The sequence below is a fragment of the Streptomyces sp. NPDC057877 genome, assembly GCF_042796855.1.
In the GTDB taxonomy this organism is placed as follows: domain Bacteria; phylum Actinomycetota; class Actinomycetes; order Streptomycetales; family Streptomycetaceae; genus Streptomyces.
On sequence record NZ_JBHVMS010000010.1, the window covers coordinates 141083 to 156658 of the forward strand.

Here is a 15576-nt window from a genome sequence, read left to right on the forward strand (position 1 = left end):
GCTCGGGCAAGCGGTCGTATTACCCGGCGTACGTACGCTCCACCGAGCGGCTGGAGCGCACCGTGGAGGCGCTGGACGGCATCTCGCGCGCCCTGGTGCGCACGGCGGAGGGCCCGCGTGCCCTGGTCGAGGCGGTCGTACGGACCGCGGCCGAGCACCTCCAGGCGCGCTGGCTGCTGCTGGCCGTGGCCGACGGGGCGCTGCGCGCGGCCCGGCCGCGGTTCCTGCTGTACGCCGATGACGTGCTGATCGACGACGAGGCCGGGCTGCCCGCCGAGGTGCGCGGGCAGTTGGCGGTGCTGCGCAGCCGCCCCTGGGAGGCCGCGACCTCGGCCGACGACCGGGCCTGGGTGCGGGCGCCGATGACCCTGGACGACGAGCCGGTGGGCGGGATCGCCGCGCGGCCGGCCCCGGGGTCGAGGTCGCCGACACCGACCTGGCCATCCTGCGGGTGCTGGCCAACCAGGCGGCCGTCGCCCTGCACCACACCTTCCTCTTCCACGCGGCGACCACCCTGCGCGGGCGGGCCGAGGAACTGTCGGAGGCCGCCGAACGGCAGGCCCGCGACCTCGCCGCGCGCAACGCCGAACTGGCCGAGACCCAGGCCCGGCTGTTCGACGCGATGCGCCGCCAGGCCCTCGACGACGAGCGGCACCGCATCGCCCGCGAACTGCACGACAGCGTCACGCAGTACGCGCTCAGCGCGGGCATGACCGTCGAGGTGTGCCGGGCGGAGCTGGCGGCGCTGGGCGGACCGGCGGCGGGCATCGCCGAGCGGCTCGCCGAGGCCAAGGACCTCAACCGGCAGGCCGTGGAACGGCTGCGCGCCTCGATCTACGCGCTCCACCACACCGAGGAGCCGCCCGGCCCGCTGCCGGTGCTGCTGGAGCGGCTGTCCGTCGTGCACCTGCCGACCGCCCTGGACGTCCGGGTCCAGGTCCAGGGCAGCCCGGTGCCGCTGCGCCCGCGCGCCGAGCAGTCGGTCCTCCGGCTCACCGGCGAGGCCCTGTTCAACGCCGCCACGCACGGCACCGCGAGCCGCGCCCTGGTACGGCTGCGGTACCTGCCGGACGCCGTCGTGCTGACCGTGTCCGACGACGGCGCCGGGGACCCCGCGCACCTGCGCCGGGCGCTGCGGCTCTCGCGGGCCGCCGACCTCTCCGGCCGCCACCGGGGGCTCGCGAACATGGTCGCCACGGCCGAGGAGTTCGGTGGCGCCCTCACCATCCGCCGCTCACGCATGGGCGGCATCCTGCTGCGGGTTGACATCCCGCTGCCGGTCCGCGCCGCACAGGAGGCAGCAGCCGATGGCCTTTGAACAGCACACGACGGTCCCCGGGGGCCAGGGTCCCGCCGCCCCGGCGCCCGCCACGCGGATCGTCCTGGTGGACGACCACGCGATCGTCCGGCACGGCCTGCGGTCGATCCTGGAGCGCGAGAGCGACCTGGAGGTGGTCGGGGAGGCGAGCACCGCCGCGGAGGCCGAGGCCGTCGTCGGCCGCGAACGCCCCGCGATCGTGCTGCTCGACCTGAAGCTGTCCACCGGCGCCGACACCGAGGGCCTGCAGCTGTGCGCGAGCCTGACCCGGCGTCATCCCGCGCTGGCGGTGCTGGTGCTCACCACGTTCCTCGACGACTCGCTGGTGGTGGAGGCGGTCCACCACGGCGCGCGGGGTTATGTCGTCAAGGACGTGGACACCACCGAACTGCTGCGCTCCATCCGCGCCGTGGCCCGCAACGGGAGCGCCTTCGACTCGCACGCGGCCGCCGCCATGGTGCGGTCGATGCGCGTGCCGTCCGACCGGCCCCGGTTCACCGAGCGCGAGATGAACGTCCTCCAGCTCCTCGCCACCGGACTGAGCAACCGGGACATCGGCGCACGGCTGTACATCTCCGAGACCACGGTGAAGTTCCACGTCCGCAACATCATGCGCAAGATGGACGCGCGCACCCGGGCCGAGGTGGTGTACGAGGCCAGCAAGCGGGGCGTCATCTGAACTCGGGTTACGGCGGGCCGAGTTCAGTCGGCGTGCAGGACCAGCCAGCCGCCGTGGTGCGCGTCGACGAAGCAGCGGTGCCCGGTACGGCGGCCCAGCTCCGCGAGCTGGGCCGGGGTGAAGCACCGCACGTGCCCGTACGCGGCCGTCGGCTCGTCCTCGTACGGCACGGCGACCACCACCCGCCGCCGGGCCAGGCGCAGCGCCTCCCGTACGACGGTGTCGCCGTGCCCGGGCTCGAGGTGCTCCAGGACGTGGATGACGGTGACGGTGTCCACCGAACCGTCCGGCAGCGGGACCCGCGCCGCGTCGCAGGTGAGCGTGGACAGCGCGAGGCCGCGGGCCTTCGCCACGGTGGCCAGCAGCCGCATGGTCCCGGGCGAGAGGTCCGAGGCGGTCACCGTGTACCCGGGCCGCCCGGCGAGCAGCAGGGGCAGGAAGCCGAAGCAGGAGCCGAGGTCCAGCACCGCGCCCGGCGCCACCAGCTCCAGCGTGCGGCCGTACACGGGGGCGAACCCGGCGATCGACGAGTGGTCTGCCGGTGCCGGGGCCCGCCAGGCCTGGCGGACACGGGCCAGGGTGTTGTCGTAGAAGGTGGTCCACGCGGGCAGTGCCCCGTCCACGCAGGAGCGCACCACTCCGGTGAAGACGCGCTCGAAGATGTCGCTGCCGGACAGCCAGCCGGGCGCGAACAGTTCCTCGGCCAGCAGCCCGGCCAGGTCGTTGTCCAGCTGGTCGGGGCGCAGCCAGTGGCCGAGTTCGACGCGGCGGCCCCGGCGGCGCAGGCTGAAGTGCTCGGTGCGGACGATGGGGCTGGACGGTGTGTCGGCGCCGCGCGGCTCCTCGCGCACGACGCGGACCACACCGTCCGCGTAGCGGCCGGACGGGTGCGGCGCCACGGGATCGATACGGCGCGCCGCCACGGCGGCGCGGAGACCGGGAACGCTCATGACGACGGCTCCCCACGGGGGTGTGTGGCGGCGCTCATCGCCCGGTCGCCTCCGCCGCCATCCGGTGCGCGGTGCGCTCGAGCCCGGCGAGGTCGGAGACGACCTGGACGCGATCGCAGAACTCCGCGTACCGGGGCAGGTCGCAGGCGCCCAGGCCCCAGGAGAAGCGGGGTTCCGGGGTCAGCCAGATCGTCTCGCGCACCCGGCGGGTGATCTCCTCGAAGGCGGGCAGTCCCGGCGGGTTGCCGTTGCCGCGTCCGTCGCCCAGCACCAGCAGGGTGGTACGCCGGTGCAGGGCGGGGACGTGGTCGGTGAGCAGCGCCTCGAAGGTGGCGCCGTAGTCGGAGCAGGCGTCCACGTCGAGCAGGCCGCCCGCGGGCAGGCCGTCGAAGACCAGGCCGAGTGCCTTCTCCAGGGGGTGTTCGGCGAACAGTTCGGTGATCTCGGTGGGTTCGTCGACGAAGGCGAAGGAGCGGACCTGCCCGAAGAGGGCCTGGAGGCCGTGCACCAGGTGCAGGGTGAAGCGCGCCGTCGCCCGCACGGACAGCGAGACGTCCGTCAGGATCACGAGCCTCGGTCTGTCCTCGGCCCGGGTGACGGTGACCGGGCGGAACGGTACGCCGTCGTAGCGCATGTTGCGGCGCATGGTGCGGCCCGGATGGACGCGCCCGCGCGGGGTGTCGCGCTTGCGGCTGGTCAGCGCGCCGTGCAGGGAGCGGCCGATCCGGCGCAGCGCCTCCTCCACTTGGGCGCGCTCGTCGTCGTCGACGCTCTCCACGCGGGCGCGTTCGGCGATCAGGGCGCCCTCCACCGCCACCGACCGCAGTTCCGCCAGCCGGTCCAGGTGCCGTTTCAGCAGCTCGGGCAGGTGGTCGATGACGCCCGCCAACCGGCGCCGCAGGTCGGCGGGTTCGGGGCGGTCCTGGTCGTCCGCGTCTTCGGCGAGCCAGCCGAGCAGGGCGTCCCGCTGGGCGACGGTCAGCTCGGTGCCGACGCGGTGGCCGGTGGCGGCGAGCTGTCCGGGGACTCCGGCACCGTGCAGCCGGTCGGTCTCCAGTTGCACGGAGGGGCCACGGTCCGGGGGGCTCGCCGCGTCGCCGTCCCTGGACAGGACGATCTCGTCGGTCATCGAGGCCAGGTCGATCTTGTTGGCCTCCTGGTGCAGGTTGTACTGCTGGGCCAGGTCCTGCTGGTCGAAGTAGTCCCGGATGTCGGACGGCTTGCCGTGGCTGTGGCCCTGCCGCGGGGTCTCGGAGGGCTCGTCGGAGACGGTGAACGCCTCCAGCTCCCCGGTGTCCGTCAGGTCGTCGTGCGCGTGGCTGTGGCCGTGGCCGTCGGACTCGCCGCCCACCGGGCGCAGCGTGAAGAACGCCGTGAACAGCTCGTCGAACAGCTCGTCGTCGCGGTGGTCCTTGACCAGGGTCAGGCGCAGTGCCTCGCGCAGCGCCGCACGCCCGTCGAGCACGCCCGGCTGGGCCGCCGCGCGCAGGGCGTCCATGGTCTCCGACACGGACACCCGCAGCCCGAACAGCCGCAGCACGCGGACGAACCGGTGCACTCCGGCTTCCATTCCCGTCTCCCGTCCCCTCCGGTTCAGTCCGCGCGGCGGCGGGTGACGGCGGCGAAGGCGCGCGCGCCCTGGCCCGCGCCGGGCGTGGGGCGCGCGGCCGGTCCGGGGCCGGGTGCGCCGTAGTAGTTCTCGTCGTGGCGGCCCTGCTGGTCCATGGCCGCACGGATCACACGCCCGTCCACCTCGTGGTCATGGTCGTGGTGACCGTTGTGGTCATGGTCGTGGTGACCGATGTGGTCATGGTCGTGGTGGCCGTTGTGGTGGGGTTGGTGGTGGCCGTTGTGGTGAGGGTGGTGGTGGCCGGGCTCGGGCAGGGTGCGGTTGGGGTCGACCAGGCTCGGCAGGACGTCCAGGGCCCGGCCCAGGTCGCGCTCGTACTTGAGGACGACGTTGGCGGTGTCGGCGAGCACCCGCGGGTCGAGTTCGTCGACGCCGAGGACGGCGAGGGTGCGGGCCCAGTCGATGGTCTCGGAGATGCTGGGGTTCTTGCGCAGCCGCAGTTCACGCAGTCCGCGCACGACCCGGACGAGATGACGGGCGGTGGCCTCGGACAGACCGGTGTCCTTGGCCCGCAGGATCTCCAGTTCCCGCTCGGCGTCGGGGTAGTCGAGGAAGAGGTGCAGACAGCGGCGCTTGAGCGCGGCGGACAGGTCACGGGTGTTGTTGGAGGTGAGGACGACGTACGGCGGGACCGTCGCGGTGTACGTGCCGACCTCGGGCACCGAGACCTGGTACTCGGCCAGGCACTCCAGGAGTACGGCCTCCAGCGCCTCGTCGGCCCGGTCGACCTCGTCGATCAGCAGGACGGCGGGCTGCTCGCCGCGCACGGCGTCCAGCAGGGGCCGGGGCGCGAGGAACCGGTCGGAGAAGAACACGCTGTCCTGCTCCTCGATCCGCCGCACCGCGGTGGCCAGGTCAGGCGCGTCGGCGGTGAGGTCGCCGATCTTGTCGCGCAGCATCTGCGTGTACAGCAACTGCTTGCCGTAGTCCCACTCGTACAGGGCGCGGCTCTCGTCCTGGCCCTCGTAGCACTGCAGGCGCAGCAGTCGGCGGCCGGTGACGGCGGCGAGTGTCTTGGCCAGCTCGGTCTTGCCGACACCCGCCGGGCCCTCCAGCAGGACCGGCTTGTCGAGTCTGGTCTGGAGGAACACGGTGGTGGCGAGGCGCCGGTCGGGGATGTAGCCGTGGGCGGCGAACCGCTCGGCGACGTCCTCGACCGAGCCGAAGGCGGGATGCGGGGGTGTGGCGGGCACGGTTTCTCCGTCCGGTGCAACGGTCCGGTGGCACGGGGCGGGGAGACGGGGACCTCGGGCCGTCTCCCCGCCGGGGACGCGGTTCAGCTGAGCAGGTCGTCCAGGTCGCCGGTCATGCAGTGCTCGACGACGGGGCGGACGGTGTCGAAGGTGCACTCCTTGGCGTTGCCCGGGGTGCAGGCGTCGCCGAGGACGTGGTGGGTGATGCGGTCGACGTCGGCGGCGTCGCCCGTGATCACCTTGGCGTTCTCGTAGAACTTCGTCGGGCCCTGGCCGAGCCGGTTCTTGGAGTACGTGTCCTGCCGGACGTCCGTGAACCGCTCCGGGATGCCGACGTCGCGCAGCAGCCGGATGCCCGCCGCGAGCGCGGCCTCGGCCGCCTGGACCTTGGTCATGCCGTGGGTGTCCACGCCCATCGCCTGGGCGATGTCCGCGAACCGCTCGTAGTGGGTCGGCATGTTGAACGCCCACACCCGGGGCAGCGCGATGGCGTTGTTGAGGCCGTGGTGGGTGTCGTAGAAGGCGCTCACGGCGTGCGAGATGGAGTGGATGATGCCCAGGCCACCGGAGTTGAACGCCTGCGCGGCGATGTACTGCGCGTACATCATCCCCTCGCGTCCGGCGAGGTCCGTCCCGTTCCACACCGCCTGCCGCAGGTGCCGCGCGGTCAGCTTGATGGCGTGCAGCGCGTTGCCCAGCGACGGCTGGAAGTCGAGCCGGGAGACGTACGGCTCGGAGGCGTGGGCGAGTACGTCGAAGCCGCACTGGGCGGTGTAGTCGAGGGGGCAGTCGTAGTAGAGGGTCGGGTCGTCGACGGCGAGCGAGGCCACGGACGCGTCGTCGAACGCCACGTACTTGTGGGGGTTGTCGGGATCGGTGGTGGTGTCGGTGATGACGTATGCCCAGGAGGTCTCCGAGCCCGTGCCCGCCGTGGTCGACACCGCGATGTGCGGCGGGTTCCTGGGGTTCTCCGACTTGTTGAAGCCCTCGAAGTCATTGACGTTGCGACCGTCGTGGGCGACGGAGACGCGGGCGCCCTTGCAGGCGTCGTGGGAGGAGCCGCCGCCGATCGAGACGAACGAGTCGCACTTGTTCTCCTGGTACAGCGCCACGGCGTCCATGACGTTGTAGTCCTTGGGGTTCGACTCGACCTTGTCGTACAGCACGACCTCCAGGCCGTGGTACTTCATCGACTCGACGATCTTGTGCACGGTGTCGCTGCCGCGCAGACCCGTGGTCATCACGAGCGTCCGCCTGAAGCCCAGCTTCCTGGCCTCGGGCCCGATCAGCTCATGGGCTCCCGGGCCCATCAGCGCCCGTGGGAAGGGATGGAATTCCTTGATCGGGAACGGCTTGAGAAGTTCTTCGACCTGCATGATCGCGACTTTCCTCTCGGGACGTGCCGGAAGTTTGCGGCGTGCATCACCCTGACGAGAGCGCGCGGTACGGCGATACCCGCCGCTCGGACGGCAGGTGCGCGCGGACGGACGGGATACGCCCCTGTCCGATCGGACGGGCTCGCGGCGGTGACCTGCGAAGACGCGGGCCCACCTGTCCGACCGGACAGGGCGGGGGCGGCCGGAAGCAGGGGCGAGAAGCGGGGGCGGTCGGCCTAGCGTTCCCCTCGCCCCCATCGCTTCGCTCCAAGGAGGAGTGCCGTGCAGGCAGTTCAGGACGAGACCCGTACCCGTGTCGTGGAGCGGGACGACACGGCTTCCGTCGCCGTGGACGACGTGACCGAGGAGGTCCTCGTGGAGGAGGTCTCCATCGACGGCATGTGCGGCGTCTACTGAGGCCGCCGTCATGCCGTCCCCCTCACCGACCTCCTTCGACGCGGACCGGCCCTTCCGGCTGAACCCCGCCGTGGCGTTGCGCCCCGAGCCCTTCGGGGCGCTCGCCTACCACTTCGGCAACCGTCGGCTGTCGTTCCTCAAGGCGCCCGAACTGGTCGCGCTGGTCCGTGCGCTGGACCGGCACGGCAGCGCGCGGGAGGCGCTGGCGCGTGTGCCGGAGGGGCGCCGGGAGGCGTTCCGGCGGGCGCTGGCCTCGCTGGCCGCCGCCGACATGATCATCCCCCAGTGAAGCGGAGCCGCAACCGTGTCCCTGATCCGTGAAGCCCCGCCCGCCATCCGGGAAACCCCGCCCGACATCCAGGAAGCCCTACCCGCCATCCAGGAAGCCCCACCCGTGGTCCAGGAAGCCCCACCCGCCATCCAGGAAGCCCCACCCGTGGTCCAGGAAGCCCCGCCCGGGATCCGGGAAACCCCGCCCGTACCCGCCCTCGTCGAGCAGTTCAAGGGCGGCCTGCACGCCCCGATCTGCCTGACCTGGGAGTGGACGTACGCGTGCAATCTGTCCTGCGCGCACTGCCTGTCCTCCTCCGGGCGGCGCGACCCGCTGGAGCTGACCACGGACGAGATCAAGTCCGTGATCGACGAACTCCAGCGGATGCAGGTCTTCTACGTCAACGTCGGCGGCGGCGAGCCCACGGTCCGCCCCGACTTCTGGGAACTGCTGGACTACTCGGTCGCCCACCAGGTCGGCGTGAAGTTCTCCACCAACGGCCTGCGCCTGACGCCCGACCGGGCGCGGCGGCTGGCGGCGACCGACTACGTCGACATCCAGATCTCCCTGGACGGAGCCACCCGCGAGGTCAACGACGCGGTACGCGGGCGGGGTGCGTACGACCTGGCCGTGCGCGCCATGGCGAACCTCGCCGACGCCGGTTTCCGCGACTTCAAGATGTCGGTGGTGATGACCCGCCAGAACATCCCCCAGCTCGACGACTTCGCCGACCTCGCCGACCGCTACGGCGCCCAGCTCCGGATCACCCGGCTGCGCCCCTCCGGACGCGGCGCCGACGTATGGGACGAGCTGCACCCCACCGCTGAGCAGCAGCGCGAGATCTACGAATGGCTCGTCGGCCACGGCGAGCGGGTGCTCACCGGGGACTCGTTCTTCCACCTCAACGCGCTGGGCTCGGAGCCGATCCCGGGGCTGAACCTGTGCGGCGCCGGGCGGGTCGTCTGCCTGATCGACCCGGTGGGCGACGTCTACGCCTGCCCGTTCGCCATCCACGACGCCTTCAAGGCGGGCAACGTCCGCTCGCCGGGCGGCTTCCGGCGGGTGTGGCGCGAGTCGGACCTCTTCGCCGGGCTGCGACGGCCCACCGCCGCGGGCACCTGCTCGGGCTGCCCGGCGTACGACACCTGTCAGGGCGGCTGCATGGCCGCGAAGTTCTTCACCGGCCTGCCGCTGGACGGGCCCGACCCGGAGTGCGTCAAGGGCCACGGCGCGGTCGCCCTCTCGGGCGTCGACCCGGGCGGGCTTCCGCGCCAGGGCAACGACCACTCGCACCGGAAGGTGCCCCTCGGGATGCCCGCCGTCCGGACCAGCCGTCCGGACCGCTTCTGCGACGAGAACCCGCTGGCCGGTCTGGAAGCGACGTGAACGGCCGTACGACGAAAGAGGATGATCATGGCCGGTTGGATCGAGACGGTGGCCGAGGCCCAGCAACGGGCGAGGAAGCGGCTGCCGAGGTCCGTCTACAGCGCACTGCTCGCGGGCTCCGAGAAGGGCGTCTCCTACGGCGACAACACCGCGTCCTTCGCGGAACTGGGCTTCGCACCGCACGTGGCGGGCCTGTCGGCGAAGCGCGAGACGGCCACGACGGTCATGGGCCAGGAGATCTCCATGCCCGTGCTCGTCTCCCCCACGGGAGTGCAGGCGGTGCACCCCGACGGTGAGGTGGCCGTGGCCCGCGCCGCGGCGGCCCGCGGTACGGCGATGGGGCTCAGCTCCTTCGCCAGCAAGCCGATGGAGGAGGTGATCGCGGCCAACGCCAAGACGTTCCTCCAGGTCTACTGGCTGGGATCGCGGGACGACATGCTGCGGCGCATGGAGCGGGCCCGCGCCGCCGGTGTGCGGGGGATCATCGTCACGCTGGACTGGTCCTTCTCCTACGGCCGGGACTGGGGCAGCCCGAGGATTCCCGAGCGGCTCACCTTCAAGGAGATGCTCCGGTTCGCCCCCGAGTGCCTGGCCCGGCCGCGCTGGCTGTGGGACTTCGCCAAGTCCCGCTCCCTTCCGGACCTGACGGCGCCCAACATCACGCAGCCCGGCGAGGAGGCCCCGACGTTCTTCGGCGCCTACTACCAGTGGATGCAGACCCCGCCCCCCACGTGGGAGGACGTGGCGTGGCTGCGGGCGCAGTGGGACGGGCCCTTCATGCTCAAGGGCGTCTGCCGGGTCGACGACGCCAGGCGGGCCGTGGACGCGGGCGTCACCGCGATCTCCGTGTCCAACCACGGCGGCAACAACCTGGACGCGACCCCGGCGCCGATCCGCACGCTCCCGGCCGTCGCCGAGGCCGTGGGCCACGAGGTCGAGGTCCTGCTCGACGGAGGCGTCCGCCGGGGCAGCGACGTCGTCAAGGCCGTGGCGCTCGGTGCCAGGGCGGTGATGATCGGCCGCGCCTACCTGTGGGGCCTGGCCGCGAACGGACAGGCCGGTGTGGAGAACGTGCTGGACATCCTGAGCCGCGGCATCGACTCGGCCCTCCTCGGCCTCGGCCGCTCGTCCGTCCACGAGCTGACCCCGGACGACGTGCTCGTGCCGGACGGGTTCACGCGGGCCCTGGGGGTGGGCCGGGGGTTCGGGTCGGGTGCCGACCGGGCTGGGGGCGAGCCCCGAACCCCGGACACCGCGGCCCGGCCTCTGGGGACGGTCTGACATGTCCGCCGCCGTGCGGGCGAGCCGTCTCGCGGACGTCACCTGGCCGGACCTGGAGGGCCGCCGCCCCCTGGTGCTGCTGCCCCTCGGCTCCTGCGAGCAGCACGGGCCCCACCTGCCCCTGGACACGGACGCCGCGGTGGCCCAGGCCGTGGCCGAGCGGGCGGCGGCCCGGCTGGGCGGCACGGCGGACGTGCTGGTCGCGCCGCCCCAGGCCTACGGCGCCAGCGGCGAACACGAGGGCTTCCCCGGCACCGTGTCCCTCGGCCATGCCGCCCTGCGCCTGCTGATCACCGAGATCGGCCGCTCGCTGCTGCGCTGGGCCGACCGCCTGCTGGTGGTCAACGGGCACGGCGGCAACCTGGTGAGCCTGGCCGACGCGGTGACCGGTCTGCGCGGCGAGAGCCGGGACGCGGCGTGGTGGCCGTGTCTGCCGCCGGGTTCGGACGCCCACGCGGGCCGCACCGAGACCTCGCTGATGCTGCGGCTGCGGCCGTCGGCCGTACGCGGTGAGAGGGCCGTCGCGGGGCCCACCGAGCCGGTCGGGCAGCTGATGGACCGGCTCAGGGCCGAGTCGGTGCGCGGCGTCAGCCCGTCCGGTGTCCTCGGCGACCCGGCCGGAGCCGCCGCGGGCGAGGGCGAACGGCTCCTCGACCGGATGGCCGACCGCCTCGCCACCGACATCGGCGTCTGGCGGGTCTCCGGGCACGGCAGGCTCGGCTCGGGCGGCGAGCGGTGACCGGCCGTCGGGTCGCGGTCGTCACGGGCGCCGCCCGCGGCATCGGCGCCGCGACCGTACGGCGGCTGGCCCGCGAGGGCTGGGCGGTCGTGGCCACGGACCGCTGCGAGGACGATCCGGACGTGCCCTACCCCCTGGCGGCACCCGGCCAACTCGACCTGCTGTCCCAGGAGTTCTCCCTGGTCCGCACCATCAGGGCGGACGTCCGCGACGGGGCCGCGCTGCGCCGCGCCGTGGCGAGGGCGGAGGAGGAGTTCGGCGGCCTCGACGCCGCCGTGGCCGCCGCCGCGGTGCTGCTCGGCGGCGGCCCGGTCTGGGAGCAGACCGACGCCCAGTGGCGCACGCTGCTCGACGTGGACGTGCTGGGCGTGGCCCACCTGGCGCGTGCCGCCGTACCCGCCCTGCTGCGTCGGCCGCCGCCCCGCACGGGCCGGTTCGTCGCCCTCGCCTCGGCCGCCGCGCACCGCGGGCTGTGGGGACTGGGCGCCTACTGCGCCGCCAAGCACGCCGTCGTGGGCCTGGTCCGCGGCCTGGCCTGCGACCTGCGCGACACCGGGGTGAACGCGGTCGCGGTCTCCCCCGGCGCCACCCGCACCGACATGCTCCGGGCCACGGCCGACCTGTACGGCCTCCCCGGCGTCGACGAGCTGGCCGACCGGCAGCTCACCGGGCGGCCCCTCGAGCCCGAGGAAGTGGCCGGGGCTGTGGCCTGGGCCTGCTCGGCGGAGTCCTGCGCTGTCACCGGTTCCGTACTCCACGCGGACGGAGGGTTCACGGTATGACCTGGTTCGTACGGGCCGAGGGAGCATCCTCCCGGTCCCAGCCGCTGCCGCCGCCACCCGACGGCCGTCTCCCCACCGGCTTCGCCGTCGAACTCGCGCCCGACACCCATCGCTCGCGCGACGGCCACCTGCTGCTCGGCGGCTCGCCGCCGCGCCTGCTGCGCCTCGGGCCCGCGGCCGTCCGGCTGCTGCGGGACGGCGGGTTCGCCGTCACGGACGCCGCGAGCGCCGCGCTCGCCCGGCGCCTCCTGGACGCGGGCGTCGCCCACCCCCGTCCCCCGGTGCCCGCGGTGGACGGCACCACGATCGCGATCCCGGTACGCGACCGGGCCGACCAGCTCGACGGGCTGCTGTCCGCCCTGCGCGCCGACCCCGCCACCGCGGCGCTGCCGCTCCTCGTGGTCGACGACGGCTCCCGGGACCCTGATGCCCTCGCCCGGGTGGTCCGGCGGCACGGCGCCGGGCTCCTCGCGCACCCGCGCAACCTCGGCCCGGCGGCGGCCCGCAACACCGCCCTGCGGCACGCCCGTACCGCGTACGTGGCGTTCTGCGACTCCGACGTGGTCCCGGAACCGGGCTGGCTGGCCCCGCTGCTGGCGCACTTCGGTGACCCTGCGGTCGCCCTCGTCGCGCCCCGGATCGTGGCCCTGCCGGTGCCCGGACCACGGCTGCTGGACCGCTACGAGCAGGAGCGCTCGCCACTCGACATGGGACCGCGGGAGGGTCCCGTCGTGCCGGTGTCCACGCTCGCCTACGTCCCGAGCGCGACCATCGTGGTCCGCCGTGCGGCCGTCGGCGCGGGCTTCGCACCGGGCATGAGGGTCGGCGAGGACGTCGACCTGTGCATGCGGCTGCACGCGGCGGGCTGGCGGCTGCGCTACGTGCCCTCCGTACGCGTGGGCCACCGGCACCGCACCGACCTGCGCTCCTGGCTGGCCCAACGGTCCGGATACGGCACCGGCGCCGCCGACCTGGCCCTGCGTCACCCCGGCCTGGTGCCACCGCTGTACGCCGCTCCCTGGTCGCTGGCCGCCTGCGCCCTGCTGCTGCGCGCCCGCCCGTTGCCGACCGCCGCCGCGCTGGCCCTCACCGCGGCGACCGCCGCCAAGGTGACCCGCCGCATGCCGGACGCCGACCACCCCGCCCGCGCGGGCACCCTGCTGTCCCTCGCCGCGCTGCGCGGCACCGCCGGACAACTCCTGCGCTGCGCCACCCGCCACCACTGGCCGATCGCACTGGCCGCCGCCACGGTCAGCCGCCGCGCCCGGTACGGCCTGGCCGTCGCCGCCCTCGCCGAGGGTCTGGCCGACCACCACCGCGCACGCACCACCCTCGATCCGCTCACCCACACCGCGATCCGCCGCCTCGACGACCTGGCCTACGGCTGGGGCGTCTGGCAGGGCGCCCTGCGCCGCCGTACCACGGCACCTCTGCTGCCCCGCCTGGCCCGGCCCGCACACCGCCAGCGCGCCCCGCGCCCATGGGAGCCCCGGCCGCTGACACCAACCTCGCACCAACCCGCCGAGTCGACCATGGAGACCTGGTGACGGGCGTGCCGTGCCACTTCGGCTCCCCGAGCGGTACGCCCGTCACCCCCACGCACACCCTTGGAGGAACCAGCATGTCCCCGCGCCCCGAACCCGGCCGCCCGACCGCAGGCGGCGCCGCCGAGGCCACGGCCGACCGCCTCGCGTTCTGGGCGCGCCAGGCGGACCACCTGCACTGGGAGACCCGCTGGACCGAGGTCCTGGACTGGACGAACGCCCCGTTCGCCCGCTGGTTCACCGGCGGGCGCCTGAACGTCGCGTACAACTGCGTGGACCGGCACGTCGAGGCGGGCCACGGCGACCAGGTCGCCCTCCACTGGGAGGGCGAGCCGGGCGACACCAGGACCATCACCTACGCCGAGCTGCGGCGCGAGGTCTGCCGGACCGCGGGCGCCCTGCTCTCGCTGGGCCTCAACGCCGGGGACCGGGTCGCCATCCAGCTGCCGATGATCCCCGAGGCCGTGTTCGCCATGCTGGCCTGCGCCCGGCTCGGACTGCCGCACGGCGTCGTCTTCGGTGGGTTCTCCCCGGCCGCCCTGCGGTCCCGTATCGAGGACACCGGGGCCCGCCTGCTGATCACCTCGGACGGCCAGTACCGCCGCGGCCGGGCGGAGCCGATGAAGGCGAACACCGACGAGGCGACCCGGCACACCCCGAGCGTCGAACACGTCCTGGTGGTCCGCCGCACCGGCACCGAGGTGCCCTGGACCGAGGGCCGCGACCTGTGGTGGCACGACCTGGTTCCCGCCCAGTCCGACGACCACACTCCGGAGTCCTTCGACGCGGAGCACCCGCTGTTCATCCTCCACACCTCGGGTACGACGGGCAGGCCGAAGGGCATCCTGCACACCTCCGGCGGCTACCTCACCCAGGCCGCGTACACCCACCGCACCGTCTTCGACCTCGACGCCGCCACCGACGTCTACTGGTGCACCGCCGACATCGGCTGGATCACCGGCCACTCGTACATCGTCTACGGCCCCCTCGCCAACCGCACCACGTCCGTGCTGTACGAGGGCACGCCCAACAGCCCGCACGAGGGACGGCACTTCGAGATCATCGACAATTACGGGGTGTCGGTCTACTACACCGCCCCCACCCTCATCCGTACGTTCATGAAGTGGGGCGAACGGCTCCCGGCCCGCTACGACCTGTCGTCGATCCGGGTGCTGGGCAGCGTGGGCGAGCCGATCAACCCCGAGGCGTGGCGCTGGTACCGCAGGCACCTGGGCGCCGACCGCGCCCCTGTGGTGGACACCTGGTGGCAGACCGAGACCGGCGCGGTGATGATCGCTCCCCCGCCCGGTACGCCGGACCCCAAGCCCGGTTCCGCGCGGACCCCTTTGCCCGGCGTCTGCGCCAAGGTCGTCGACGACCAGGGCGACGAGGTCGGCAAGGGCGAGAGCGGCTATCTCGTCCTCGACGGGCCGTGGCCGTCCATGCTGCGCGGTGTCTGGGGTGACGACGACCGCTACCGCGAGACCTACTGGGCGCGCTTCGCCGACCGTGGGTACTACTTCGCCGGGGACGGCGCCCGCTACGACGAGGACGGCGACATCTGGCTGCTGGGCCGCGTGGACGACGTCATGAACGTCTCCGGGCACCGCGTCTCCACCGCCGAGGTCGAATCGGCACTCGTCTCGCACCCGGCGGTGGCCGAGGCCGCGGTGGTCGGCACGTCGGACGAGACGACCGGGCAGGCCATCGTCGCCTTCGTCATCCTGCGCGGCGGCACGGTCTGGTCCACGGGAGACGTCACCGGCGCCCTGCGCGAGCACGTGGCCCAGGAGATCGGCCCCATCGCCAAGCCCCGCCGCGTCCTCGTCGTTCCCGAACTGCCCAAGACCCGCTCCGGCAAGATCATGCGCCGACTGCTGCGGGACGTGGCCGAGAACCGCGACATCGGCGACGTCACCACGCTCGCCGACGCCTCGGTGATGGACCTGATCAGCACGGGCCTGGCAGGCGATGCACGCCGGACCGACTGACAGCCCCTGCTAACGCGCG

The 15576-nt window shown here is 73.4% G+C and carries 15 protein-coding genes; 10 read left to right on the plus strand and 5 right to left on the minus strand.

Annotation, left to right across the window (positions count from 1 at the left end):
- Positions 1 to 19 precede the first annotated feature (19 nt).
- Complete coding sequence (locus ACFVQG_RS29350; protein ID WP_383389099.1) at positions 20 to 502, minus strand: hypothetical protein; 483 nt, start codon at positions 500 to 502, stop codon at positions 20 to 22.
- Here ACFVQG_RS29350 and ACFVQG_RS29355 point away from each other — a divergent pair.
- The gene (locus tag ACFVQG_RS29355; RefSeq protein ID WP_383389101.1) at positions 452 to 1318 is read left to right on the plus strand and encodes a sensor histidine kinase; all 867 of its coding nucleotides are present in this window, start codon (positions 452 to 454) and stop codon (positions 1316 to 1318) included. The genes ACFVQG_RS29350 and ACFVQG_RS29355 overlap by 51 nt on opposite strands.
- On the plus strand, positions 1308 to 1997 hold the full coding sequence (locus tag ACFVQG_RS29360; RefSeq protein ID WP_383389103.1) for a response regulator: 690 nt from the start codon (positions 1308 to 1310) through the stop codon (positions 1995 to 1997). The genes ACFVQG_RS29355 and ACFVQG_RS29360 overlap by 11 nt, the downstream gene beginning before the upstream one ends.
- 23 nt (positions 1998 to 2020) lie before the next feature.
- On the opposite strand, the gene mftM is transcribed toward ACFVQG_RS29360, so the two are convergent.
- The 4 genes from mftM to mdo all read right to left on the minus strand — a co-directional run bounded on the left by mftM (position 2021) and on the right by mdo (position 7146).
- A complete protein-coding gene (mftM, locus tag ACFVQG_RS29365) occupies positions 2021 to 2947 on the minus strand; it encodes a mycofactocin oligosaccharide methyltransferase MftM (protein WP_383389104.1) in 927 nt (308 codons plus the stop codon).
- A gap of 34 nt (positions 2948 to 2981) precedes the next feature.
- Positions 2982 to 4517, minus strand: a complete 1536-nt coding sequence (locus tag ACFVQG_RS29370; protein WP_383389106.1) for a VWA domain-containing protein — start codon at positions 4515 to 4517, stop codon at positions 2982 to 2984.
- A 23-nt stretch (positions 4518 to 4540) separates the two neighbouring features.
- Positions 4541 to 5770, minus strand: a complete 1230-nt coding sequence (locus tag ACFVQG_RS29375) for an AAA family ATPase (RefSeq protein WP_383389108.1) — start codon at positions 5768 to 5770, stop codon at positions 4541 to 4543.
- A gap of 83 nt (positions 5771 to 5853) precedes the next feature.
- Complete coding sequence (gene mdo, locus ACFVQG_RS29380) at positions 5854 to 7146, minus strand: NDMA-dependent methanol dehydrogenase (protein WP_383389110.1); 1293 nt, start codon at positions 7144 to 7146, stop codon at positions 5854 to 5856.
- Positions 7147 to 7428: 282 nt separating this feature from the next.
- On the opposite strand from mdo, the gene mftA reads away from it, so the two are divergent.
- From mftA to acs, 8 genes are all read left to right on the plus strand, one after another.
- Positions 7429 to 7563 (plus strand): mycofactocin precursor MftA, encoded by a 135-nt coding sequence (mftA, locus tag ACFVQG_RS29385; protein ID WP_383389113.1) that lies wholly within the window; start codon positions 7429 to 7431, stop codon positions 7561 to 7563.
- 10 nt (positions 7564 to 7573) lie between these two features.
- Positions 7574 to 7852, plus strand: coding sequence for a mycofactocin biosynthesis chaperone MftB (gene mftB / locus ACFVQG_RS29390; RefSeq protein WP_383389115.1), 279 nt, complete (start codon positions 7574 to 7576; stop codon positions 7850 to 7852).
- A gap of 15 nt (positions 7853 to 7867) precedes the next feature.
- Positions 7868 to 9220 carry a mycofactocin radical SAM maturase gene (mftC, locus tag ACFVQG_RS29395; protein WP_383389117.1) on the plus strand — a complete coding sequence of 451 codons (1353 nt, stop codon included), beginning with the start codon at positions 7868 to 7870 and terminating at the stop codon, positions 9218 to 9220.
- Positions 9221 to 9247: 27 nt separating this feature from the next.
- Positions 9248 to 10501 carry a pre-mycofactocin synthase MftD gene (gene mftD, locus ACFVQG_RS29400; protein ID WP_383389119.1) on the plus strand — a complete coding sequence of 418 codons (1254 nt, stop codon included), beginning with the start codon at positions 9248 to 9250 and terminating at the stop codon, positions 10499 to 10501.
- Between the two features lies 1 nt (position 10502).
- On the plus strand, positions 10503 to 11240 hold the full coding sequence (gene mftE / locus ACFVQG_RS29405; RefSeq protein WP_383389121.1) for a mycofactocin biosynthesis peptidyl-dipeptidase MftE: 738 nt from the start codon (positions 10503 to 10505) through the stop codon (positions 11238 to 11240).
- Complete coding sequence (locus tag ACFVQG_RS29410; RefSeq protein ID WP_383389123.1) at positions 11237 to 12022, plus strand: mycofactocin-coupled SDR family oxidoreductase; 786 nt, start codon at positions 11237 to 11239, stop codon at positions 12020 to 12022. Before mftE ends, ACFVQG_RS29410 begins: the two co-directional genes overlap by 4 nt.
- On the plus strand, positions 12019 to 13569 hold the full coding sequence (mftF, locus tag ACFVQG_RS29415) for a mycofactocin biosynthesis glycosyltransferase MftF (RefSeq protein ID WP_383389125.1): 1551 nt from the start codon (positions 12019 to 12021) through the stop codon (positions 13567 to 13569). Before ACFVQG_RS29410 ends, mftF begins: the two co-directional genes overlap by 4 nt.
- A gap of 74 nt (positions 13570 to 13643) precedes the next feature.
- Positions 13644 to 15557: an acetate--CoA ligase gene (gene acs / locus ACFVQG_RS29420; RefSeq protein ID WP_383389127.1), complete on the plus strand. Its 1914-nt coding sequence runs from the start codon at positions 13644 to 13646 to the stop codon at positions 15555 to 15557.
- Positions 15558 to 15576: the final 19 nt, after the last annotated feature.